General features: G+C 36.6%; 21 protein-coding genes and 1 pseudogene. All 22 read right to left on the bottom strand.

The genetic code is table 11. The features are described from left to right. Positions 1-10 precede the first annotated feature (10 nt). Positions 11-1,348: a dihydrolipoyl dehydrogenase gene (gene lpdA, locus AB9L17_RS04370; protein WP_068983506.1), complete on the bottom strand. Its 1,338-nt coding sequence runs from the start codon at positions 1,346-1,348 to the stop codon at positions 11-13. A 401-nt stretch (positions 1,349-1,749) separates the two neighbouring features. Further along, positions 1,750-3,831: a catalase gene (locus AB9L17_RS04365; RefSeq protein ID WP_068983376.1), complete on the bottom strand. Its 2,082-nt coding sequence runs from the start codon at positions 3,829-3,831 to the stop codon at positions 1,750-1,752. Between the two features lie 326 nt (positions 3,832-4,157). Beyond that, the gene (glpK, locus tag AB9L17_RS04360; protein ID WP_068983377.1) at positions 4,158-5,654 is read right to left on the bottom strand and encodes a glycerol kinase GlpK; all 1,497 of its coding nucleotides are present in this window, start codon (positions 5,652-5,654) and stop codon (positions 4,158-4,160) included. A gap of 27 nt (positions 5,655-5,681) precedes the next feature. Then, a complete protein-coding gene (locus AB9L17_RS04355; protein ID WP_068983378.1) occupies positions 5,682-6,485 on the bottom strand; it encodes an MIP/aquaporin family protein in 804 nt (267 codons plus the stop codon). A 229-nt stretch (positions 6,486-6,714) separates the two neighbouring features. Then, positions 6,715-6,894 carry a hypothetical protein gene (locus AB9L17_RS04350; protein ID WP_068983379.1) on the bottom strand — a complete coding sequence of 60 codons (180 nt, stop codon included), beginning with the start codon at positions 6,892-6,894 and terminating at the stop codon, positions 6,715-6,717. Between the two features lie 289 nt (positions 6,895-7,183). Beyond that, entirely contained in the window at positions 7,184-8,827 is a 1,644-nt protein-coding gene (locus AB9L17_RS04345) for a glycerol-3-phosphate dehydrogenase/oxidase (RefSeq protein ID WP_068983380.1), read from the bottom strand. 403 nt (positions 8,828-9,230) lie between these two features. Continuing rightward, the gene (locus tag AB9L17_RS04340; protein ID WP_068983381.1) at positions 9,231-9,806 is read right to left on the bottom strand and encodes an RloB family protein; all 576 of its coding nucleotides are present in this window, start codon (positions 9,804-9,806) and stop codon (positions 9,231-9,233) included. A 233-nt stretch (positions 9,807-10,039) separates the two neighbouring features. Continuing rightward, positions 10,040-11,323 carry an AAA family ATPase gene (locus AB9L17_RS04335; RefSeq protein ID WP_375200135.1) on the bottom strand — a complete coding sequence of 428 codons (1,284 nt, stop codon included), beginning with the start codon at positions 11,321-11,323 and terminating at the stop codon, positions 10,040-10,042. A gap of 339 nt (positions 11,324-11,662) precedes the next feature. Further along, the gene (locus AB9L17_RS04330) at positions 11,663-12,589 is read right to left on the bottom strand and encodes an NAD-dependent epimerase/dehydratase family protein (RefSeq protein ID WP_068983382.1); all 927 of its coding nucleotides are present in this window, start codon (positions 12,587-12,589) and stop codon (positions 11,663-11,665) included. A gap of 196 nt (positions 12,590-12,785) precedes the next feature. After that, the gene (locus tag AB9L17_RS04325; protein WP_068983383.1) at positions 12,786-13,313 is read right to left on the bottom strand and encodes a YceI family protein; all 528 of its coding nucleotides are present in this window, start codon (positions 13,311-13,313) and stop codon (positions 12,786-12,788) included. Between the two features lie 375 nt (positions 13,314-13,688). Next, positions 13,689-13,832 carry a hypothetical protein gene (locus tag AB9L17_RS04320; protein ID WP_223552846.1) on the bottom strand — a complete coding sequence of 48 codons (144 nt, stop codon included), beginning with the start codon at positions 13,830-13,832 and terminating at the stop codon, positions 13,689-13,691. Positions 13,833-13,953: 121 nt separating this feature from the next. Next, the gene (locus AB9L17_RS04315; RefSeq protein ID WP_068983384.1) at positions 13,954-14,523 is read right to left on the bottom strand and encodes a manganese efflux pump; all 570 of its coding nucleotides are present in this window, start codon (positions 14,521-14,523) and stop codon (positions 13,954-13,956) included. Positions 14,524-14,915: 392 nt separating this feature from the next. Further along, positions 14,916-15,917: an HD domain-containing phosphohydrolase gene (locus AB9L17_RS04310; protein ID WP_375200134.1), complete on the bottom strand. Its 1,002-nt coding sequence runs from the start codon at positions 15,915-15,917 to the stop codon at positions 14,916-14,918. Between the two features lie 15 nt (positions 15,918-15,932). Then, the gene (locus AB9L17_RS04305) at positions 15,933-16,550 is read right to left on the bottom strand and encodes a methyl-accepting chemotaxis protein (protein ID WP_375200755.1); all 618 of its coding nucleotides are present in this window, start codon (positions 16,548-16,550) and stop codon (positions 15,933-15,935) included. Positions 16,551-16,700: 150 nt separating this feature from the next. Next, positions 16,701-17,165, bottom strand: a pseudogene (locus AB9L17_RS04300) (protoglobin domain-containing protein); the annotation flags it as partial. Between the two features lie 105 nt (positions 17,166-17,270). After that, positions 17,271-18,764: a helix-turn-helix domain-containing protein gene (locus AB9L17_RS04295; protein ID WP_375200133.1), complete on the bottom strand. Its 1,494-nt coding sequence runs from the start codon at positions 18,762-18,764 to the stop codon at positions 17,271-17,273. A gap of 1,286 nt (positions 18,765-20,050) precedes the next feature. Next, a complete protein-coding gene (locus AB9L17_RS04290; protein ID WP_068983388.1) occupies positions 20,051-21,430 on the bottom strand; it encodes a sensor histidine kinase in 1,380 nt (459 codons plus the stop codon). Then, positions 21,431-22,144 (bottom strand): response regulator transcription factor, encoded by a 714-nt coding sequence (locus tag AB9L17_RS04285; protein ID WP_068983389.1) that lies wholly within the window; start codon positions 22,142-22,144, stop codon positions 21,431-21,433. A gap of 78 nt (positions 22,145-22,222) precedes the next feature. Then, positions 22,223-22,573 carry a YxeA family protein gene (locus AB9L17_RS04280; RefSeq protein WP_223552854.1) on the bottom strand — a complete coding sequence of 117 codons (351 nt, stop codon included), beginning with the start codon at positions 22,571-22,573 and terminating at the stop codon, positions 22,223-22,225. Positions 22,574-22,593: 20 nt separating this feature from the next. Beyond that, positions 22,594-23,325: an ABC transporter permease gene (locus AB9L17_RS04275; RefSeq protein ID WP_223552856.1), complete on the bottom strand. Its 732-nt coding sequence runs from the start codon at positions 23,323-23,325 to the stop codon at positions 22,594-22,596. 12 nt (positions 23,326-23,337) lie between these two features. After that, entirely contained in the window at positions 23,338-24,090 is a 753-nt protein-coding gene (locus AB9L17_RS04270; RefSeq protein WP_068983392.1) for an ABC transporter permease, read from the bottom strand. Next, positions 24,087-25,004, bottom strand: coding sequence for an ABC transporter ATP-binding protein (locus AB9L17_RS04265; protein WP_375200132.1), 918 nt, complete (start codon positions 25,002-25,004; stop codon positions 24,087-24,089). Before AB9L17_RS04265 ends, AB9L17_RS04270 begins: the two co-directional genes overlap by 4 nt. Positions 25,005-25,309 lie beyond the last annotated feature (305 nt).

The following is a 25,309-nucleotide window of genomic DNA, read 5'->3' as shown; positions in this document are numbered from 1 at the left end:
TTTCAAAATCCTATTGATGAATGGCTTTGTCAAAAAAAGCTTTTGCAGCATCCCCTATATGCTCTGAAACTGTAGGGTGTGGGAAAATCATATTTGCGAGCGTATGGACAGTGCCTCCAGCATTTTTAGTAGCTAAAATAGCATTTAACATTTCTGTTGCCCCATCAGCAACAACACATGCTCCTAAAATACGTCCTTCCTTTTTCGTTGCAATAAGCTTAATAAAACCTACTGTATTCCCTTCCATTAATGCTTTAGGATTTGTCTGTAAAGGCATTTGAGTCACCGTATAAGGTTCTTCAACCTGCTCTTCCAGTAAACCGAATGTCGCAATTTCAGGATGTGTATAAACACAACGAGGAATCAACGTTTGATCAATCAGTTCCGGTTTATTTCCTAAAATATGGTCCACAACATGAATTCCCTCTGCGCTCGCTGAGTGAGCTAGCTGGTAACCACCAACTAAGTCGCCTATTGCATATATATGCGGCTGACTTGTTTCAAGATGCTCATTGACAGCAATCAATCGACCATCGAATGCTAGACCAAGCTGCTGAGCGATTTCTGTATTTGGGCGTCGACCTGTTGCAAACAAGAGATTTTTATATGTATAAATGCCTTTAGATGTATGAATATCATTACCATTAAAATGCTCGAATTGAAAATCTGTCACAAGCTCAATACCCAGCTTTTTCATCTTTTCACGAATAACCGGTCGTGCATCCGGTTCTTCTGTCTGTAAAATATCCTCACTATGATTTAGCATCGTCACCTTCGTTCCTAGTGGTGCCAGGCTAAATGCTATCTCCACAGCAATAACGCCACCACCAATTATTGTTAACTGCTTTGGCAACTCATCAATATCAAAAAACGTATCCGTTGTAAAATATGAAGACGTCTCTAAACCTTTAAATGGCGGGACAAATGGTTTACTTCCTGTTGCTAAAATGATATCCGTTGCCGTAAAGGACTCACTTCCAACAGTTACAGTTAAATCCTTAGCCACTGCTGCTTCTCCTCGATAAAAGGTAATTTGATTGTTAAAAATATAACCCTCAATATTCGTTAAAAGCTCATCAATAATAGCATCTTTACGTTTCATTAATCGCGGGAAATTCACATGTACTGTAGGAGTTTCAATGCCCCAGTCATTACCACGTTTTATTTCCTGAATAAGCTTACTATGCTCCAATAAAATTTTCGAAGGAATACAGCCGACATTATAGCATGCTCCCCCTACTTTATCGCGCTCCACTAAGGCGACCTTCTTGCCGCATTTTGCTGCATGAATGGCTGCCACATATCCCCCTGGACCTGCGCCAACAATTGCAATATCAAATTTTTCCACGAAATTCACCTCATTTACCACCATATCATTTACAAAATTTGAATGCAATTCCATATAACTAGAAGAAAATTTAGCAATATTTTGTTTACTTCAAGATGTTATTGTAAAAGGAAAATTTGTATGGCCTCAGATATTTTTTATTGCCAATCAATCATACCTCTGCATAATTATGTCTGAAATCGGCTGAAGGTATGAGTCCAACAGATGTTTTTTGTTAAACATTAAGGTACAACATTCAAAAATCTCTCATTATTCTTTATTGAACAACGAGAGACTTAAATTTTCACTATGATGGATGAAGTATTTCATAGAAAATCTAAAGCAAAGGTTTTCTAGAGGTTATCGTTCCTTTTCATGGATATTCTCTTGCTCCACGGGTATTATCCCAAAAACAATGTAAGTTAATAAATATTACGTTGCCAAAAGCGTTGCTGGGCAATGGCATCTACAAATTTTTTAGCGAAATCTTTGTTGCCAGTTGCCAACACAATTCCTGGTCCTACATTAGCATTGGACATATTAAAAAATATAGTACCGGATGTGGCAATGCCGATCGGTTTATAATGCCTATACGCTTCATTAATATAACTTACAATAAACGAATTAAACTTTGCCTGATTGTTTGCCTTTACCCCTACAACATATAATGAATCAAATAGTACCGCATCCGTCGTAATAAATGTGTCACTTGCTGTTAACTGTACGCCATCACTGCTAGTAACAACCCCTAATCTGTCAGAAATAATATTGTACCGAACACCTTGTCTTGTTAAATATTTCAGCACTTCTCCGACTTCATTTGCGTCAAACCCATCACCTATTAGTACACCTACTTTAAGTGTTTGTGGCACTTTTACTGTATTAGCTTGGCTAAGTGCAGGTGATGATAACGTGACATTTATTTGCTCCCCTTTTGGCCGATTAACACCAATATTATCAGCTACAGTTGTTGCCATTGCTTTATCCACTCGAACGAACATATCAACAACCTGTTGGCGTACTGACTTACTTTTCACCTTCCCTACCTCAAAGCTGAAGGCATCGATGATATGTTGTTTTTCAGGAGGTGACATACTATTCCAAAAAAGCCTTGCCTGTGAGAAATGATTATCAAAAGATTTACTTCGTGCTCGTGTAATCCGTCCTTCAACCTTTTCTTCATAATGGACATAGCCGCCCTCCTTTGCAGTAGAGGTAGAAGGTGTATTATTTGCGAGAGAATTTTTATGGTAGCTTACTCTCCCAACATTAATGGTTTGTCGACTGAAGCCATTGCGTTGATTATTATGAATTGGACACACTGGTCGGTTAATTGGTATTTCACTAAAGTTTGGTCCACCTAATCGTATGAGCTGTGTATCTAAATAAGAAAATAGCCGCCCTTGTAGAAGTGGGTCATTTGTAAAATCGATGCCTGGCACAACATTTCCAGGATGGAAGGCGACTTGCTCTGTTTCAGCAAAAACATTATCTACATTGCGATTCAAGGTCATTTTCCCAATCTTTTTAACTGGCACTATCTCTTCAGGCCAAAGCTTTGTTGCATCCAATACATCAAAATCAAATTTAAATTCGTCCTCTGGCTCAAGCATCTGAACACCAAGCTCATATTCTGGATAATCGCCAATTTCAATTGATTCCCACAAATCACGTCGGTGAAAATCTGGATCCTTTCCAGCAATAATTTGCGCTTCATCCCAAACAAGTGAATGAACACCTAGCACAGGCTTCCAATGAAATTTCACAAATCTGGACTTTCCTTTATCATTGACGAAACGGAAAGCATGAACACCGAAGCCTTCTATCATTCGAAAACTTCTAGGTATTGCTCGATCAGACATATGCCACATAATCATATGTGCAATTTCCTGATTGTTCGCCACAAAATCCCAAAATGTATCGTGCGCTGAAGCTGCTTGTGGCATTTCATTGTGAGGCTCAGGCTTTACCGCATGAATTAAATCAGGAAATTTAATGGCGTCTTGAATAAAAAAGACAGGTATATTATTACCAACTAAATCATAATTACCTTCATCCGTGTAGAATTTCGTCGCAAACCCACGTACATCTCGTGCAGTATCCATCGATCCTAAGCTGCCAACTACAGTCGAAAATCTGACAAAAACTGGTGTTTTCTTATTTGGATCCTGTAAAAAGCCCGCCTTTGTATATTCTTTCATCGACTCATACAGCTCAAATTCCCCATGTGCAGCGAAGCCCCTCGCATGTACAACACGCTCTGGAATACGTTCATGGTCAAAGTGTGTCATTTTTTCTCGGAAATGAAAATCCTCCATAATGGTTGGCCCACGAACTCCAGCCTTCAACGAATCCTCATCATTCGAAACTTTTAGCCCCTGATTCGTTGTCATCTTTTTTCCTTCATTATCGACACGAAACGGCTCCAGCTGCTGATCCTTTACATTCTCATCTGAATTTTTGCGCTGATTCGACTTAGAATTATCCACGCAATCCCCTTTCATTCGAATACTCATAATTCTCAATATACACTATATGTTTTTTTGGAATAAACATGCTTCAAGATTGTTGCTATAGCAGAGATACGACCGACACTAAGGGCATGCCGAAAAGTGGAGGTTTCAAAAAAAGTCCGCTAAACAGTGACTTAAAGTTAATATCGAAGTGGTTATAGAATAATTTCCTATTCATAAATAAAACCTTGATTGGCAAATGAAGTAACCCCAAAAGTTAAATTGTTTGTCTAACAATCCGGGATCTGCGTCAAATTAGCCTATCAAGGTTTTTTATCACTATTCAGCTATCTTTTAAATCCATCCTATTAATCTAATTATTTAAACGCTTGAGCAGCTGTCACAGCTTTTTTCCAGCCTGCATAAATTTCTCCACGAAGTGATTCATCCATATCAGGTGTGAATTGACGTTCTAAATTCCAATACTCACTAATTTCATCTGTTGATTTCCAGAAGCCAACTGCTATCCCTGCTAAATATGCAGCACCTAAAGCAGTTGTTTCGTTAATAACCGGACGATCAACGGGAACATTTAATAAGTCTGCTTGGAATTGCATTAAGAAATTGTTTGCAACAGCGCCACCATCTACACGTAATTTTGTTAGTGGAATATTTGCATCTGCTTCCATTGCGCTAAGTACGTCTTTTGTTTGATAAGCTAATGATTCTAATGTTGCACGTACAAAATGTTCTTTAGATGTACCACGAGTTAAACCGAAGACAGCACCTCGTACATCAGAATCCCAATAAGGCGTTCCTAAACCAACAAATGCAGGGACTACATAAACGCCATCAGTTGACTCCACACGTTCAGCATATTGCTCAGAATCAGCAGCAGAGCGGAACATTCGTAAGCCATCGCGTAACCATTGAATAGCAGAGCCAGCTACGAAAATACTTCCTTCTAAAGCATAAGTTACCTTACCATTTAAGCCCCAAGCAAGCGTAGTTAATAAGCCATTCTCTGATTTTACTGCCTTTTCACCAGTGTTCATCAACATAAAGCAGCCTGTACCATAAGTGTTTTTTACCATGCCTTCATCAAAGCAAGCCTGACCAAATAGAGCAGCTTGTTGATCACCCGCAGCCCCAGCAATCGGAACAGCAGAGCCGAAGAACAGAGCTTCTTCCGTATAACCATATACTTCTGAAGAAGGGCGAACCTCTGGAAGCATGGAAGCAGGAACGCCTAAAATATTTAATAATTCCTCATCCCATTTTAAATCATAAATGTTATACATTAATGTACGAGAAGCATTTGAATAATCCGTTACATGTACTTTACCACCAGTCAACTTCCATATTAACCATGTATCAATTGTGCCGAATAGTAAGACCCCTGCTTCTGCTTTTTCACGAGCATCTTCAACATTGTCTAAAATCCACTTTACTTTTGTGCCTGAGAAATATGCATCGATTAATAAACCTGTTTTATCACGGAATAAGTCATTATAACCGTTTGCTTTCAAATCTTCACAAATACCGTTCGTTTGGCGCGATTGCCATACAATCGCATTATAAATTGGTTTCCCTGTATTTTTATCCCAAACAACTGTTGTTTCGCGTTGGTTTGTAATACCGATCCCAGCAATTTGATTTGAATCAATATTTTTTGCAGAAAGCACTGTAGCGATACAAGAAAGAATAGAGGACCAAATTTCTTCCGCGTGATGTTCAACCCATCCAGATTGCGGGAAATGTTGTTTGAACTCTTGTTGTGCGCTATGGAGAATACTCCCTTTTTGATCAAACAAAATAGCACGTGAACTTGTTGTACCTTGGTCTAAAGCTAAAATATATTTCTTTTCTGACATCGGACATACCTCCAAATAAATTTTTTATTACATTTCACTCTCAACATTTTTCACTGTTAATTGAGCACAAATAAAAATAATTACGACGATAATAGCTAACACCCAAAATGCGATACTATTTTCCCCCTCAAAAATTTGTTGGAAAAATAGGGCACCGAATGTACCACCGATCATTGGACCAACAATTGGAACCCATGCATATGACCACCCTGAGTCACGTTTACCTGGTATTGGTAAGAAAAAGTGAGCAATACGTGGGCCAAGGTCACGAGCAGGATTAATTGCATAACCAGTCGGTCCTCCTAAAGCCATTCCAATGGCTACAATTAGCATACCAACTAGAAACGGGTTTAGCCCATCTGTAATTGTGTTTGTACCTAATGCTAGAATACCTAAAACAAGTATAAATGTACCAATCATTTCGGAAATTAAATTTGATAATGGATGTTTAATGGCAGGCATTGTAGAAAATACAGCCAGTTTTGCATCTGGATCTTTCGTACCTTTCCAATGTGGTAAATACATAAAATAAACAAGTACCCCACCTAAAAAACCACCAATCAATTGTGCAACAACATAAGCAGGTACGTCTTCCCATGGGAAATTGCCAATTGAAGCAAGCGCGATTGTTAACGCAGGATTCAAGTGAGCGCCACTAATACCGCCTACAGCATATGCAGCCATCGCCACACCTAGACCCCAGGCGAAGGTAATCACTACCCATCCACCGCCAAAACCTTTCGATTTGTGCAGTGATACACCCGCAACAACTCCCCCACCGAATAAAATAAGAATCATCGTGCCGACAAGTTCCGCTGTTAATACAGACATATAAAAGCCCCCTTTGTTTTTAAGTACACCTAAAAAAACAAACCCACACTTAAACAAACTGCATACTAGCAGTTGAATAAATGTGGGTTCCTTTTCCTAACCACGCGCTTGAACTTACGTACATTCTAGAAAAAGTAACCCACATAATCAACCTATTGTTTATCGAGTGGAAATAATGCCTGCTAGACGGATAGGATTGTAAAAAAATCAGCTGTAAAATTATCTGTTTTTAATTAAATCTGCATGAATATAACTTTTTAGCGTTACGATCTGCCCCGTGCTTGATTGACATTAGTAAACTAATATGCACTTCTAGTAGAACAATGTATTCGAATCGACTATATAATATTTCCTCAAATTGCTTTACTGTACGTGCAGCGGGAATAATTTGTTGATTATTAAAATTCATTTGATTACCCCTTTGCTAAAAAGTCCGTTATAAAATATCTAGCATATTTGTATACGGGAAAACCCTTCTTACTTTCCGCAGCAAGGCAAAAGTACATCGCTGTGCTCCTGCCGCTACGTTTCTCTCATGCTTCGTCGCAAAAATGTGCTCCTGTCGCTACGTTTCTCTCACGCTTCGTCGCAAAAATGTGCTCCTGTCGCTTCGTTTCTCTCATGCTTCGTCGCACATACAAAAGTCTACGTGGATATTCACCAGAATATATCTATTTTTAGGACAGCTCCTCATTTTTTTATAATGCAGTTGTGGCTCTTGTTATTTCTGTATTTAAATCTTTTTCATATTGCTCACGTTGCTCAGTAGACCAATTTAATTGTTTTGCCATTTCATCTATTACTGCATCTTTGTACTTCTTCACAAGCGCAATATTAAAGAACATATAGGCTGTACGACGAATTATAAAATCGTTTGGATGAACAACCATTTCATGATGAATCCCATATAGTAACTGAGCATAGAGCGTTTGAGGTAAAACAGCATGTTTTTCTTTTGCATATTCAAAAACAAGGTCAACATTTGACCCGTAATGATGTGCTAAATGTTTTGCTTCCGCTTCAGATAATCCCAGATCGATGCCCATTTTTGTTCGTTTAGACACGAAGGCATGTAAGTTTTGAGAGCCGCCAATTTCCCCGCCAGAAATACGCATATGTTTTGTTTTACATGGTGTAGATGTTATGCCAAATTGTTGTTCTAAATCTTGCGTAATCTTATTTAAGACAGTTTCTGCCATTTTACGATAACCTGTTAATTTACCGCCAGCGATTGTCACAAGTCCTGAAGAAGATTCCCATACTTCGTCCTTACGGGAAATTTCAGAAGGGTTTTTACCGTCCTCATGAATTAATGGACGAACACCTGCCCAGCTTGATTCGATATCTTCATCCGTGACATGAACTTTTGGAAACATGTAATGAATTGCCTTCATCATATAATCACGATCTTCTTGCTGAATATTCATCTCACGTGCATCGCCTTGATAAAATGTATCTGTCGTTCCAACATATGTTTTCCCATCACGAGGAATCGCAAATACCATGCGGCCATCAGGCGTATCAAAATATACAGCTTGGTGTAATGGGAATTTGGATTCATCAAAAACGATATGCACACCTTTCGATAAAATTAAATGTTTACCATTTTGTTTCCCTTCGATATGACGAACATCGTCTACCCACGGACCAGCAGCATTAACTACCTTTTTAGCACGAATCGTAAACATGTTATAGGCAATCAAATCTTGTGCTACGATTCCATTAATTTTCTTCTGGTCACTGTATAAAAAGTTCTCTGCCTTTGTATAGTTTATAAGTGTAGCCCCTTTTTCGATGGCAGCTTTAGCAACTTCGACTGTCAGACGCGCATCATCTGTACGATATTCTACGTATACTCCTCCACCACGTAATTCCTCAACTTTGACCAAAGGTTCTTTTTCAATGGTTTTTGCAGCATTTAACATATAACGACGTTCAGAACGTTTAACACCTGCTAAAAAGTCATAAACACGTAAGCCAATATTCGTTGAGAATTTGCCAAATGTGCCTCCTTTATGGAACGGGAGTAGCATCCATACAGGAGTTGTTACATGAGGTCCATTTTCATAAACAATCGCACGCTCTTTACCTAAATCTGCAACCTCTTTTATCTCAAATTGTTTTAAATAACGAAGCCCCCCGTGTACTAATTTTGTCGAGCGACTAGAAGTACCCGCGGCGAAATCTTGCATTTCAACTAATGCTACAGATAAACCGCGGGCAACTGCATCAAGTGCAATACCACATCCTGTAATACCGCCACCGATGACCAATAAATCGTATTCTTTACTTTGTAATTCCTCAATTGATTGTTGACGTTGTATTGCTGAAGCTGTGCTCATAATGAATTTCCTCCTTATTAAGAACGAAAAAAGAAACCATTAAAAGCATATGCACGAAATGTACAAATGTTTTTAATGGTCTCTCAGTCACTCAAACCTTTTATTAACTTGTAGTGTGTATAAATAGGAAAGGCAAGTTAGGTAATCGGAAGAAAACGACTAAAAAATATACTTTTCAATCATTTATGGGGGGCAAGATGTATCATATGTTCAGTTCAATTGTCATAGCTTTCTGATCTTATTTATTCCGAAACACTAAAAATTCATGTTAAAAATTTCAGAGGTTGTTAATCCACAGGATGATCAATATTAGAGGACTATAAAAAGACTCCCTCCAGCTTTTGATGAAAATCTACAAAACGGCAAGTTCTCTATTAGATCCCCAGAAAATCTGCTGTTGACATTAAAATATGTATTGAATCATTTCATGTATGTTGCAATATGGGTTGTCACGGTTTTCTGTCTTGCGAAGTGCCATCATTTCCGTGCAGTTTTTTATAGCGACCTCATGCCGTAATGCGATGGGTGCAATGACTGACTCATCCGCTTTATGTCGGAAATAACGTGTTATCCCTAGATGTTGCTCCATCTTATCATTTAAAACAGCCCGAGGATATTTTTCCGAAATATCGACCTCTTCAAAATGTAACAGTAACCATAATTCAAATGCCTCATTTGAGTAAGCAATATGAATATTTTTCTCCTCACAAAAGTCATTCACTTCTTCTAACTGCTTTTCAGTTAAATCATCCTTATCAAATACAATCCAAACTTCATCAAAATATTGATAGCTCGAATCTCGATAGGCATGCTGAGCTAGCTTAATAGCTGAGCGTTTCACGTTTTTAATTTTGACACTTACCAATTTTGAGCGCTTTAAAATACGCATTTGCTCAAAATAAATACGCTCAGTTTCACCTTCACAATAAATTAAAATAGTTTTACGTAGTGTTCTGTTTCCTTGTTGACGTACTCTCACAGCTCAGATACCTCCACTTCCTATTAATTATGCCTCGGCATAATTGCGTCCGGAATCGGCTTTGTGCTTAGGCCTGCACGAGGGCCGACACGATGTCGGTCATTTCGGTAATGCCACAGGACGTGGCGTTATTACCGATGCAGGTCTGTTAGCCGTTATCGCATGGATGCGATGATTTTAGGTTAACATCCTTTGTGAACTCCTTTCTGATTCCGTGACATCCGCCAGAGGCTTTAACTTCTGGGTGTTTGGAACCCGCTGAAAGAAGTTAAATATTGATTGGATAAGTATTCATTAATAACCGGTGTTGCACCAAACTCGCCCTTTAAGTAACGCTTGGCATAGGAAATATCGCCTCGTTTCTTCTGCAAATCTACAAAATCAAATAAGGAGTATAACTCGGATTCATTTTTAAAGCTTTTATTGACAAACCAAATTTGATCGGAACGTAATGGCTGATCCAATAAATCAATTTCATGACTTGTTACAACAAATTGATTACTGGCGTTACGTTTGCTGTTCATTATAGCCATTAAAAATTCACAAATCGATACATGAAATGCAGTATCAAATTCATCTATAAAGATCGTTTTTCCTTTATTATATGCATCTACCATAACACATGCTAAATGTAGTATCCGTACTGTTCCCTTTGAATCCATCGTCCAATTAATCGTCTCTGTACCGATTGGCGCACCTGCTTCATCAAACGATAAATAGTGCAAATCAATATCCACCTCTTGAATAACCTCCGAAGTGTCAAACTCATAAATAGTATTTTTCTCTCTGCGCTCAACACGTCTTGCTGTCACATTTTGAATAGAAAAGTCTGCAATTTTAAGTAGTTTAATGACTTCATTCTTAAAGGGTTCCTCTTCAAGTTTACGAATCAGTGGATGACTTGATAACCGGTTTGCTTCATCAAGGAACAGAATTTTATGTAAAAACCAATCAAATATTTTTGTAGCATCGGGGTCATTAAAGACATTTAATACTGATAAGAAAGCCGTATTATTACGCGTATATTTTGTCAGCTCTAGCGCTGTGTTTTGGGCAGTTTCATACAAATATTCTGTCCCATCCCACTGTCTGGTAAAGAGCTTTTCTTTCATGGACGTTGTCGTTTTAGTGAGGCATTCATAAAGAACCTGCGATGCATTATACTGTATCTCATAATCATACAGTACCCCATCTAGTAATAATGAAATCATAAATTCTGTCGGTTGCCCTTGCTGACCTCCTAGCTTAAACGGTTGGTAGGGCAAGCGCAGTTGTTTGACATTATTAAGGTTTTCAAAGTTAAACAACAAAGAACGTAACACTTTAATAGCTGTGAATAAGTTCGATTTTCCACTTCCATTTGGTCCAAAAATAAAAGCACTTTTCACGAGACGAAACGATTCAAAATTCATTGTATGTGTGTCTTTTAGTTTTCGAATACGGTTTCCCGCAACCATAGAAAATAATGTTTCATTTTTATAACTTAAGCAATTTTTCACTCTAAAATCTACTAACATGTGTAAGCCCCCCGTTCAATTCCACAGCATTCCTTAAAAAAATAATCAGGTGTGTTGAAAAACAATTATACTATAGACATAAGAAAACACTATTTCTAACCCGTGTAATACCAATTATAAAATATGCAAATTTACTAAATAGCATTGAAAGATAAACCATGGTTTTGACGCTTGAACGAGGGTCTGTATTTATTTGCTGATGAATGATTAGTTTCCCTCTCTCAATAAGTAATTGAAAATATAAAAAGACGATTTTCCCTTTAGAATAGGGTAAATCGTCAAATATTACACTGACAAATCTTCATCTTCATATTTAAAGAACTAAGCGGGGTTCTATACTTAAATTTCAACGATTTTTTCATTTTGTAATGCTTGCAATGTGCGCTCTATGCCTTCCGCAAAAGAAGTTTTTGGTCTCCACCCGATTGCTTTTGCCAACTTGGCATTATTTAAAAACGAATGCTCAATATCTCCCTCTCTTGCAGGAGCATATTGAATTTCTAAAGGATGATTTAAATGCTGTAATAATAAAATGACTTGATGAATCGACCACGCCTCATTCGTTGATACATTATAAATGCCTTGTAATTTAGCTTGCACACCGGCATAAATAGCATCTGCAATGTCATCTACATAAATGAAATCTCGTGTCTGTTCTCCATCTCCATAAATCGTAAAGGGCTTTCCTTCAATACTGCTTTTTAGCATGCTAGGAATAACCGCCGCTTCCCCCTGCATATATTGTCTTGGGCCGAATACATTAGCAAATCTGTAAATTAATGTTGGTAAACGATAATCCTTTTGCCATTTTTCACAGTATGTTTCACCAATGCTTTTATTTAATCCATACATTGAAATGGGCTCACTAACATCCGTTTCTTCTAGTGGTGGATAGTGACTATCACCATAAACGGCCGCAGACGAGGCAAAAACAAAATGCTTTACTTTATATTTTGACGATAAGAAGAGCATCTGACTAAGCCCTACAATATTCGTTAAAACGTCCTTCACTGGCTCTTGTATCGACTTTTGGACACTTGTTTGCGCAGCACAATGGACTACCACATCAAATGATATTTCCTTAAAGAGATGCTCACAAACCTCATCTTCTACATTCAAAAGATACGATTTATGCTCAAAGTCGACATTACGTAAATGGCCTGTGCTTAAATTATCAATAATATAAACATTTGAACCTTCCTTAAAGAAACGCCTTGCCACTGCACTGCCAATAAAACCATAACCACCTGTCACTAATACATTCATCCCATCGCCCCCAAAAACAATATGATGATTTATATGCATTAATTACTAAAATTATGCAAGTAACTTAGTTATTGGGTTATTTTTATACACTTGGGGCGATTAACAAATGTATCCACAACTTTTGGTGATGAACCATAGTTTTACTTTATTAATAAAAAACTGTGCCCGACTATATTTTCGAGCACAGTTTGCAAGGTTAAGCTGGATTTACTTCAAGTTCTACTGTAATTTTAATGTCTTTACCAACAAGAACACCACCAGTTTCCAAAGCAGCATTCCAAGTCAAGCCAAATTCTTCACGATTGATTGTCGTTTCAGCTTCAAAGCCATAAACTTCTTGGCCCCATGGATTTGTCCCTTTCCCATTAAATTCAGTATCAAATGTTACTGATTTTGTTACATCTTTAATTGTTAAATCGCCTGTAATGGCAAATTCATTATCTAATTTTTTTGTAATGTTCGTTGATTTAAAAGTGATTGTTGGATATGTTTCGGCATCGAAGAAATCTGCTGCTTTTAAGTGATTGTCACGATCTTCGCTACGTGTGTTAATGCTTGCTGCATCGATTGTAAAGTCAATATTGGCTGTTGTTAAATCTCCAAGATCCGCCGCTTCTATATCTGCTGAATAAGTATCGAACACACCTTTTACCTTTGATACCATCATGTGTTTTACTTGAAAGTTAACTGATGAATGTCCTAAATCAATATTCCATTTTGCCATTTTAAATTCCTCCATTTAAATTTTTTATTTATCTCGAATTCGAGATATATGTTAAAATATGAAGTAACTACATTAATTATGTTCAAGATAAACATAAGTAGTTACTTTGAATACACAAGTTACCAAAAGTAATTAATTACTTTTGGTAACTTACTATATATTAATAATCATTTTGCGTCAAGTAATAAATTAAAACTTTGCTAATCTTAGCAGTCCCCACACTGCCAGCCGGACTTTCTCGGTTTTTAAAATTACAATATAAATAAAACTCATTATTGTCCGTTTGCAAAATTGAATGATTAAGCGTTGTGCCATCGATTGAAACTTAACCAAATTCACCCTTAATATTCCGAAATTCCCTATCAAAAAGGAATATCACGGATCATCACCATAACGTGTGGTTGATTTCCGTTCCGACTGGGCGCTTTCCTGGGGGCGTCCGATGAGCCGCTTCACTCGCGTTGCTCGCTCCAGGGTCTCATCTGTGACGCTAATCCCAAGGAGTCGCCCAGTCTCCACTCCAATCAACTAATATACAAAGCATACGTCTTAACAAATGTCATCCACAACTTTTGGTGATGAGCCAATATCACGGAAAAATTCCTGATATCCCCTGAATTCTATTAACAACGCCACTTATTTAACTAAACATTTCCAATATACCAATAATTAGAAGTAACAAACCAGATATAGCTGCAGAATATTTTCCAATAAATGTTTTTGTTAGTAAGCTTCCAAAATGACTACCTATACCAACTGTTATAAATGAAAAAATGCCGATAGAGATTACTGTCCATATGACGGATATCCCGTTTGCGCCAATAGCAATGCCGCCAGCTAGACAGTTGGCAGATAAGACAAAACCAAGTGTCATTGATTCTCTGAAAGAGATAATGTAATTTTTATCTTCATCAAATAATTCAGGTTTTTCTGCAATGCCTTGCTGAGAAAAACGATTTGACACTAAAGTCCACAATCCTATAGTAACTAACAGTAAACTACCTAACAAATTAGCTGTATGTGGAGAAATGAATTCATCAATCGTACTCCCGGCTGTAACTGCAACATATGTGACGATCATGGAAATGACCGCTATAGCTGCGTTCGATAAAACGGGGATCTTTACACGTTTTATCCCATAGGCAAGACCTATACCTAAATTATCTAAGTTTGCGGCTATGCCTATAAGAATGATGGTTACCCAATGCATACTTTTCCTCCTCAAAATATTTGAAGCATTTGCACATATCATATGAGGAAAAAAATATTTTGTTCAGCCATCTTTGTATGGAATTGAATCGTGAAAAACTTGAGTTCTTTAAGATTCAATGTCATTTACAAGCAAAGCACTGATGAATACTAATGTTGTCACTTCAGTTATTAAAGTATTAAAGTACTGGACATCTTCTTCATATTGAATTCCACTTTTTTGAAATAATTCATAATCAGGTATTACTTTTATTTTTATAAAATTTCAATTTGCTCCTCACGTAAATTGCACTTTTTAGAATTATAAAATCCATTGAGTAATCATCGTTAAGAAGTCTAAAATGAGGTCGTTTCAGTATTATTTCATACATTATTTAGCTGAATACTCGACATTTATTTTAAAATAATTCTATTTTCACCTATTACTTTTTCTATAAATACTTTTACTAAATTAGGATCAAACTTAATGCCCTTCTGTTCTTTTAAATATGAAAGTGCCTCTTCTTTTGTCCAAGATTTTTTATAAGCTCTACTACTAACTAAAGCGTCATATACATCTACTATTGATATAACTCTCGCTTCAAATGGAATTTCTTCTCCTTTTAATCCCATTGGATATCCTGATCCATCCCAATTCTCATGATGAGATTTAATAATATTCCTTGCTATTTCCATATCTTCAAAGAGTTTATTGTTCATTTCATCAGATATTTTATTTAATACATCGATACCGATAAGAGGATGCATCTCCATGATTTTTCTTTCATGAATTGTTAATGTACCCGTTTTATACAGTATCGACTCTGGAATTCCGGATTTACCAATGTCATGCAATACACTGTATTGAATAATTTTATTAATATACTCTACAGATAAATTATATGATCTATCTTCAAAGAGGCTTAGCAAGAGTTTCTCTGAAAGCTTTTGCACATTTAAAAGATGTTCCGCGATATCTACATCACGCATTTCACTTGATAGAGCTAACAATTTAAATAATTCCTTTTGATCTATTTGTTTCTGATTCACTTCTTCTATCAATAGTTGTTCTGCCATGCGCATTACTCCTACATAATAAACAATTCCTTTTATTTCAATTGGAGTAATCGTTATAAATGAGTACCTTTGCTCTAATGATTTGTTGACATTAACCATTGCCCCTGACCACGTTTTTCCATTTCTCAATGTACTTTCTATCGATTTATACATAACAAATGGTGTTGCACTCGATTTTAAACACCCTACTGGTAATCCAATTAGAAATTCTCTTTTATAGCCAGTGCTAATTTCATATTGTTGATTCACATCAATGATAAATTGATCTTCATCAACAATTACAACAGCATCACCCAGTTTTAAAAAATACGTTAATTCTTTTGGTATTTTTTTGCTCATTCGGAAAACTCCTCATCAATTGTTTAATTCATTAGCAAAACTAGCAGGTCGGTTAGCCGACAATGCAACTTCATCAAATGCTTTACCCAATTCTTTCACGACATCAACAAAAATCCCCAATTCTTCCTGTGAATATTTATTATGTTCTTGTATTTCCTTCATAGATTGTAAGATTTGCTCAAAAAATATGTCTGTTTGTTTCATAATTTCATGCCCGTCATGAACGGATTGGTTTATCATGTCAAGTGAAGATGATAACTTTTCCACATTAGTTACGGTGGATAAAATTAAATGAGCTACATTTGAGACTGATTTTTTCGTTACTTCTGATAGTTTCTTAACTTCTTCTGCTACAACTGCAAATCCTCTGCCATGTTCGCCAGCCCTTGCTGCTTCAATTGCTGCATTAAAAGATAATAATTTTGTTTGATCGGCTATTTCCGTTACAATATCTATAATGCCTTGGACTTCCTCTGTTATCTTTAACAATTCTTTTATATCATTGGAGATTATTTGGACAGCCTCATAAACTTCCATCATATTACTATTTTGTTTACTTATTTGAACTTTTTCATTTTCAGCCCTCTCTTCTGCTAAAGCAGATAACTCTTTTCCGGCATTGACGATCTCCATCATTTCTGTGCAAAGAATATGTAATTCCTTAAATGTCGCATTAGTTTGTTCTGAAATAAATACTAGATTTTCAGTTGAATTGACAACTTGAAATCCAGTTTTTGCTGCCTGTTTATTTGATTTTTCTTTAATTTTACTTTTCTCTTTATCGTATTCTTCAAGAACTATTTGTTGCTCTAAGTTAAATAATTTTGAAAGTGCTTTTACATTAGAATAATAAAGCTCTTTATCAGAAAAATTCTTTTCGATCATCTCAATAACTGTTATAAACAAATTTTGAAAGGCGCATAAATACCATTTTGTCTGTAGACCAATTTTCACATGCATTTGCGCTATTCTAGCTCTTTTTAAAAAATATTCATCATCAATTATTCCCGAAAACATTTCTAAAATATGTAATTTTAAAGTTTTCTTTAAATCATCCACTGAACTATTTTTTTTAATAAGAGTCAATAAAGAATCTTCCAATTCTAGATTATTGTAAAAGCGATCAACAATGTCATCTATTGCTTCTTCAATAAATGGCTGCAAGTTTTTAATTACTTGTAAGTCTTCTAGTGAAAATTTAATCATTTTTATTTGTTTCTCTATTTCACTGCCATTTTGAATATTCATCATTATATTACTTTTGAGTAATATAATGTCGTGATCTATCTGTATATTTTTATTTTTCCAGCGCATGAATCAACCTCCATTTCTCAAAAAAGCGAATATTTTTCTTTAAACATCACTTAGTAAAGTTTTCAATAGTAACTTATTTGGCTGTTGATACTTTTTAAAATAGATCTCCTGTAGCCTTTTTCCTAACCTTTCATAGTCTCCTCTCGAAGGAACTGAATTCCAAACAAATATATCTTCTGGGTTTTTTTGAATATTTAAGTAAAAGCGGTCTGCTATGATTAACTCTGCTTCTTCATCTTCAGAACATAACTCAACATGGACAAAAACACGTTTTACTTGATTGAATAGATAAGGTATATCATTTATCATCGAAAATATTTTTATTTTAATGGTATCTCTATTAATAATACTTAATGTTTGCTTTAGTAATTTATGATATCGACCGATTAATACTTCTCTACGTTTAAATACGATAGCAAAGTCTTTATTATCTAATAGACGATCATAAAACTGATTCATGATTTCGATTTGAGCAGTTTCATGCATTTCTAATCGCTTCTTATAAAGATCTTCTTTAAATAAACTAGCTGGACCTGAAAATGTTAATATAAAATAATGAAGATGTAGTAAATTTATAAAAAGTGCCCCATATTCTTCTACATCTAAAGTAACTGAAAAATGTTCCATAAATATTTCCATCCAATATAGAGTTACTTGTATAAATAGCTCCTGATTATGGTGCTGGGCAAAATTCATCAATAAACTTGCGTCATTATCTTTCTTTTGATAATGACGCATGCAACAAATTATGGAAAATGAAAACATTGTTTCTAATTCAATTTCTTCTTCTGATAAAGTTGTAAATTCTTCGAAGATATACTTGATTTTTTCCGATAATTGCTCATAGTTATGATGATGTTTTGTAAAGTTTGCATACATTGGATGATATTCAATTAAGCAATCTAATTTTGCACGTGTTAGGCAAATGGCAAGCCAGTATAAAACAGGTTCGGAGTATTCTATATTTACTTCCTTCATTCTTTCTAGAATTTCTTCTCTTGATACGAGAGTAAATGGCCATACTTCCCCCCAACACGAGTTCCAATAGAACAAGAAGTAGAAATAACGAATTTGTTTTTCCGTACCTTCTAAAATGACCGTTTCAAGGGATGTATACTTCAAATGAAATTGACTTAACAAAGGTTTAACTTTTTTTATACGTCGATATATGGAGGGTACACTGGTGAAATTTTCCAAAGCAAACATATTAATATCATTAAAATCATTGTAAAAAATCTGATCAAAAGCTCTATAAGTTAATGACTTTTGTAAATAATACCTTTCAATCGTTTTAATAGAGAAATTGTCTTTGTAGTCTAATTGAAAATACTTATGCTCTACTTTTTGGATAACCGCAGATTCTGTAATAGATCCCAAATCATTCGAAATTTCCTCAATTATTTTTATAATTGTTCTTTCTGACAGAGACATCTTTTGAGCTAACTCTAAACTTGAATACAGTCTCTGTTCTTTATAAATATGATGTAAAACCTTTATTTTTTGTAAAGCTAAACGATCTAAAAAATTATACATAAAAACACCTCAATGTCTTACGCTAACACCTTCTAGCTGTGTCAATAATAAACTATTAAAATTAGATAAGTTTATATAGCTCTTATCAATAAATTCTATTCCCGTTTTTCACGACACTAAACATCAAAAAGGATTTTTATCAATACTTTTTGACTACCACAGAGTATAAACTCGACAACAGAACGGATGTTTCGTGTATATTTCACTCCCATCAAATACTCTTTTAACCAACAAAAAATCTTATTTTAATCAAATTCACTCATTTTGAGCAACCATGTATAAAGTCTCTTGTTTTTCAGGATAATAGGTAAACTATAACAAGTATTTTATAATATGCAAAATCACTATTTGTTCGATTTTATGCATGATTTGATAATCCTAATATCCTTTCACAACACAACATCTTTTTCCGGGACATTTTTAATACGATAAAATTTTTATCTGTTTATAGGTAAATCTATTTTCCTATGTGATTTTTCAACAGCAATACTTCATTTTCTTCCTTGAATAATACTTGCTAATGGCATAGCTACTTAAATAGAAAAAGAGATGTATCAAATTACGATACATCTCCTTAACAGTCATACTTTATAAACCGAGCACTCGATACATTAACGCCTTAAATTATGCCGGTGGTAAGTTTTTATTTGGTCTGAAAATGCTATCTGCATAGCCTTTAATAATACATCGCTTGGCAATCTCCTCATTCATAAAGCCCCTCTTTATCCATTGGTAGTACAATGGTAGGTCTTCTATTACTATATCTTTCACTAAATCCCTTGCTTTTATATTTGATACCAGTTAGTAAATGTATAACCTTCCTTCTTACTCTTAAACACTTTGGTCCTTATTTCTACACTGGTTGTCATTAATCTCATTTATCCTTTGATTCACCTTTATAACCTATAAGGGCAACAACGTCATCCACACTCTCTGTTATCTATTCATCTTCAGCGTAAGCAGGCACAATACTTGTGATAATTAAGAAAATATATATAACAGTCAATAGCAACCTTTATTTTTACACAATTCCCCAAAATAAGTTTATACATCACCCAAAATATAGTAATTGATAGCGGAATTATAGCATTATAAATGAATTTAATAAAATCAATTTTTGTTGTTTTTCTTGCATATTTTGATAATCGTTACAGAGCTAGGGGCAAATATAGCGATGTAAGTACCTATACTCACGGAAGGAAAACAATAAGCGAGACACATTCATCTGTAGTCGCGGCGTGCTTCCAGTTGCCTCTTAGCTTTTTCTATTGTTCTTCCTTTTGGTACTAGATAGGAAATTCCATAACTGCTTTTAAACCTCTTTGATCTTCACCGTTCTCAAGAATTAGGCGTCCATGATGTGCCTGCACAATTCTTGCAACCATCGGAAGCCCCAGACCGTGACCTTGCTTGATAGTCCCCTTTCTCTTTGATGAGTAAGGTAACTCGGTAATATTCTTTAATTGTTCTTGCGGAATGCCTTGTCCATTATCCGTTACGATAAAGCGATACTTGGAGCCTCCCTCAGACAAGTTGGTTTCCAGTATGATTTTGCATCCCTCTGGGTTGTGATGCATACTGTTTTGGACGAGGTTGTTAATTGCTCTAAGTAGTAATTTTTCATCTCCAATGATGTGAATCGCTTCGGTGGACAGTTTTAAATCAATGGCATGGCGATCATCTATTCCGTTATTTAAAAAATCTGTGGCAACCTGTCTTGCCAAAACCGATAGTCGAATGTTCTTCAAATGTAAAGGTTGCATTTCATACTCAAGCATGGAGACCAAATTCAGGTCACTTACAAGGGATCGTAGCTTCTCGCCTTGGCGCCGGATAATGCTTGCCTGATGTCTTTGCTCGTCTAGCAGGTCCGAATTTTCTTCCATTTCACTTGCGTAGCCGAGAACTAGCGACAGGGGCGTTCGAATATCATGCGAAATCCCAGCAATCCAATTGGAGCGAGCTTCATCCCGAGCCTTTAACGCATCCGTTTTATTTTGAAGCATAGTAGACGTGGAATTAATGCTCTGGGCCAAATCATCGAATATCCCATCGGCATCCAACTGAACCACTTCCTCCTTGGCAAGGTTGTGAACTCCATCCACAAGAGGACGTATTTTTCTTATTAGTCGTGTCCCAATCATAATAGATATTAGCAAAGCGAGTATCACATTAGAAATCAGTAATAATATAAGCCGCAAAGGCAATGACTCTAACCAATCTGAGAGATAGTCAAATTGATACCTCCAGTGGCTTTTCTTTGGATATCCTACTACAATCAGACCGTCCTGATGCTCCCAAGTATAAACAGGATATTCCATAAGATAATAACGTGAAAACTTGGCTACTTCTACTAGATTGTAGGATTGCGGAACATCATTAGGTAAATGGTAGTTCCATCGCACATGGCCATCTTCACCGATTAACATAGCCCATGCATTGTTTTGCTGCAGCAGCTCGGCAGTGTTCTCGTTCAATCGGTAGCTGTCACCCTGTTTGTCCATACTTTGGGCCACTTGCTTCACCACGTTTTTTGGGGACGGAGACTGATTATTTTCTGTGAACACTAGCACGCATAACATTACTAAGTTAAAAATAAGCAGAAATATCGAGATTATAATAGTAGCGGCGACAAATCGTCGTAATATGCGAATAACTCCTTCCACTTAACGCGTCTCCTTCACTAACAGTTTATATCCCAGTCCCCTGACAGTAAGAAGATAAAGTGGTTTGGATGGATCCACCTCGATTTTTTCACGAACCCGCCTTATGTGGACCATCAATGTATTTTCGTAACCGTAGCTGTCATCTCCCCAGACGGCCTGGCATAAGGCATCGCTTGTAACGATTCTCCCTTGATTTTCATACAATTTCACAAGTATAGCGTGCTCCTTTGCCGTCAATGGTAACTCCTTTTGATTCCCGTATACGACAGCACTTTCTAGATTAATAGTCTGTTCGCCTAATTGAAAAACAGACAATTGTTCCAAAATATGAGAGGAGTAGACCCTTTTCAGAATGGCCATAAGCCTTAAAACTAGTTCACGCGGTAGGAACGGTTTCACAATATAATCATCTGCCCCCAAGCCAAGTCCGAGTAAACGATCTTCATCCTCGCCCCGTGCAGAAAGGAAAAGGACTGGCATTTCTGAGAACTGTCTGATGGAAGACAAAAGTGAGAATCCATCGCCATCAGGTAACATGACGTCGAGAATAGCTATATCAGGCTTATCTGTTTGGCAGATTGACAGGGCAGAACTGCAGTCAGTTGCATTATATATACGGAAAAAGCCCTCTTTTCTTAAAAAGCTTTCAATCATTTTTCTAATTTCCGGTTCATCATCTACTATTAATATTTTTTTGTCTTTTAAATTTACCATGCTGCATCACCTGACTTTTATTATACATGAATAGGAGATTCATCAGTATTTTCCCAATTTCATTCGAAGGCTTTCTTTTTATTTTTGATATTTCTGTTGCACCGCTTCTGGTAACTCCTCGAAGTCAACTTCTTCCCAATAAGTGACGCCTCGAATCCGTGTGTAATTAAGTCGGATATACGCTCCTTCTCTCAATTGCTTTCCAGCCGAAAATTCAAGCTTTTGTTCCTTCCCTTTCTTATTGTAGGCAGTTAATTCATAGTCGTAACGTCCATTGTTATCCTGAATACCAGAGTCGGATATCATTGTATAATAGATAGTTTTTCCCGCAGGATTTTCAGGTGTTAGCTTCTCTGGGGTTAAGAAGAAAAACCACATGCATGCACCAAGCACGATGAAAAGCCCCAGCATCAACAATATTTTTTTCATCTAAATTCCTCCAAGTGTAATTAGGATGAGACAATATCTTTATTCTTCAAGCGGTGAATAGATATCGACACAAAAATAATTACAAAAGTTAAATTTACTATCCAAAATAAAATATTCTGTAAGTCAGTAAGCCGATCCTGATTTAAAACACTCATGCCAATTGTGAGTAGTGAAAACGGGAAAAACATACCTACATTAGCAGCATACATACCCAAACCGATAATCACTGCACATAGACTAATGCCAATAGGTGTTGCAAAGCTTCGCATTCGCAACGATATTCCTAATTGCAGAGCACTAATGGAGAGAGTGGCAAACCAACCACGGACCGTCCAGCCTATAGTCTCTACAGGAAAAGGACCTGGTAAGGAGAACAGGGTACCTGCTAACCAGTACAACCCTAGGAAAAATGTTTGTGTGAACATAACTAATATGCTAACGACAAACAATTTGGCAAGAAAAACACTTGCAACCGATACTGGAGCGGTCAAAATAATATTCCAATTTCGGTTCAAATGCTCCAGCCTACATACATAGGAACAACAAATGGCAATTAAAATAGGTAGAAAAAACTCGCCGTAAAACAAGGAAACTTGGCTCCATAAGCTATACCATCCATTTCCCAAGACGCCCTTGTTTAAATAATAATTTGTACATCCAAACAGCAGACTTATGATAGGAAGTACAGCTAGTACAAGACCGATACGAGAATGTCGTAGCTTGAGCAATTCAGCAAAGATACTTTGTTTCATCAATTTCTCACCTCAGATTTCCTGCCGGGATACATGAATACTCCCGGCAATATAAAATAGAACAGTCATCGTTAGTACAATCAATACAAGACCGACCCCAACAGACTGTGCCATATAAAAACTCGCAGACTCAGCGAAATGAAAAGTTACCGGGCTGAGGTCCAAATAATACGACCATATAAAAATATATCTAACTGCAGCAGGGAAAAATCCTGCGGTCATACCGATGAAGCCCCCCAGCATGCCTAAGCACAGCGCAAATGCTTGGTTTTTAATGGCTAAAGAAATCCATTGCTGAAGTGCCGTAACAGCAAGGGTCGTCATCAAGTTACCAACAATAAACTTGAATAAAAAATCGGTAGGAGGTGCTCCAGGAAAATCTTTTATCAGTCCGAATATAATCATCAGTACGGTCTGCGCAAGAATGCCAAACAGGAGCAAACTATTAGCGCAAATATACTTCGCCGCATAAAGAGAGCCGCGGCTCACGTTAGTAGCAATAAGCATTTTCCAGGTGGCGCCTTTATGCTCCATATCACAAATACGAGAAACAACGATAGCCGAAATAATTGGCATAAAAAGCCCATTCATAGAAGATATATCAAAAAAGATAGATTCCCACACTGCGTAAACCGGATTTTTAGCAATAGAATGGTTGATGGAATTACAAGCCCACAGCATCTCCACCCCAAGCATTAAGGTAATCATAATCCATATTTTTTTGCGGCGTATTTTGTAATATTCTAGTCCTAATGTTTTAATCACAAGCTCCTCCCCCTCCCTGTCAGCTCCAGGAAAATGTTCTCCAGGCTTTTCTTATGCTCTTCAATCCTAGTGACAGGAATGTTATGTTTAACAAGAAATCGGTTCATTTCTGCCACTTCTTTGTCCTGAAGATTATCGAACTCAAGACGGTTACCGCTTCTTGTTAGACTGTAGCCTTGCGTGTGAAGGAGCTGCTCCGCCTTAGTATTGTCTCCAGTTTTAAGAAGGATGGCGCTTTTGCCTTTTTCCCTTAAACTTTCTACACTCCCCTGAAACAGTAGATTCCCATCACTGATAATACCTACTGAAGTAGCAATCTGTTCAATTTCAGAGAGCAAGTGGCTAGAGAGCAATACCGTTATCCCATAGCTTTTAGGCAATGATTTAATGAGCTCCCGTATTTCACCGATACCAGCCGGGTCTAAACCGTTCGTCGGCTCATCAAGAATCAGTAGCTTTGGAAAGGCAAGCAAAGCCATTGCAATACCCAATCGTTGCTTCATTCCTAGCGAATATTGCTCAGCTCTTTTGTCTTTCTGATTTTCTAGACGTACAATACGAAGTGCCTCATTCACATTTTTATCAGGTACATTTCGCAGCCGTTGCATGACCCTCATATTTTCGAGTCCTGTCAAATGCCCATAGTAAGAAGGTGATTCGATTAAGGATCCAGTACGTTGCAAAATGGAAGACCGATGTTTGCTTAAACTGTCCCCAAATATATTGATTGTCCCTTTCGAAGGCTTGATAAGTCCGAGAAGCATTTTTAGTGTGGTTGTTTTTCCAGCACCATTCGGACCCAAAAACCCATAGATCTCTCCTTCCTGAACATGAAGATCAACTTTATTTACAGAATTAATAGATCCATACTTTTTGGTCAGGTTTTGTGTTTGCACAATAGCTGATGTTTTCATAAGAAAAATCATCTCCATTCAAGTCTTTTTTCTCTACAGCTTAGACTTTAATGAATTCACCTTTCCCAAATCTAAAGCGAGCCTTACGACAGCCTTAAATTACTAGCCTGGAATTCGATCTAAAAGGGAAAATTATACATCACAAAATAAAAATAATTAAAGCCGGTTCGTCCTAGGCTAAACATGAGCTTTTTTACTTGCACGATCTCGGACTTCCCCTTTAGATTTGCGCATTTTTTCTTAAAAACCCAGTTTGACAAAAGTAACAACCTTTTGTTAACGTTAAGTTGTTACTTGTTAATTTC

Source organism: Lysinibacillus sp. RS11, assembly GCF_042019215.1.
GTDB lineage: Bacteria > Bacillota > Bacilli > Bacillales_A > Planococcaceae > Lysinibacillus > Lysinibacillus xylanilyticus_A.
The sequence above is the reverse complement of the archived record's forward strand: the minus strand, read 5'-3'. Positions and strand labels throughout refer to the sequence as shown.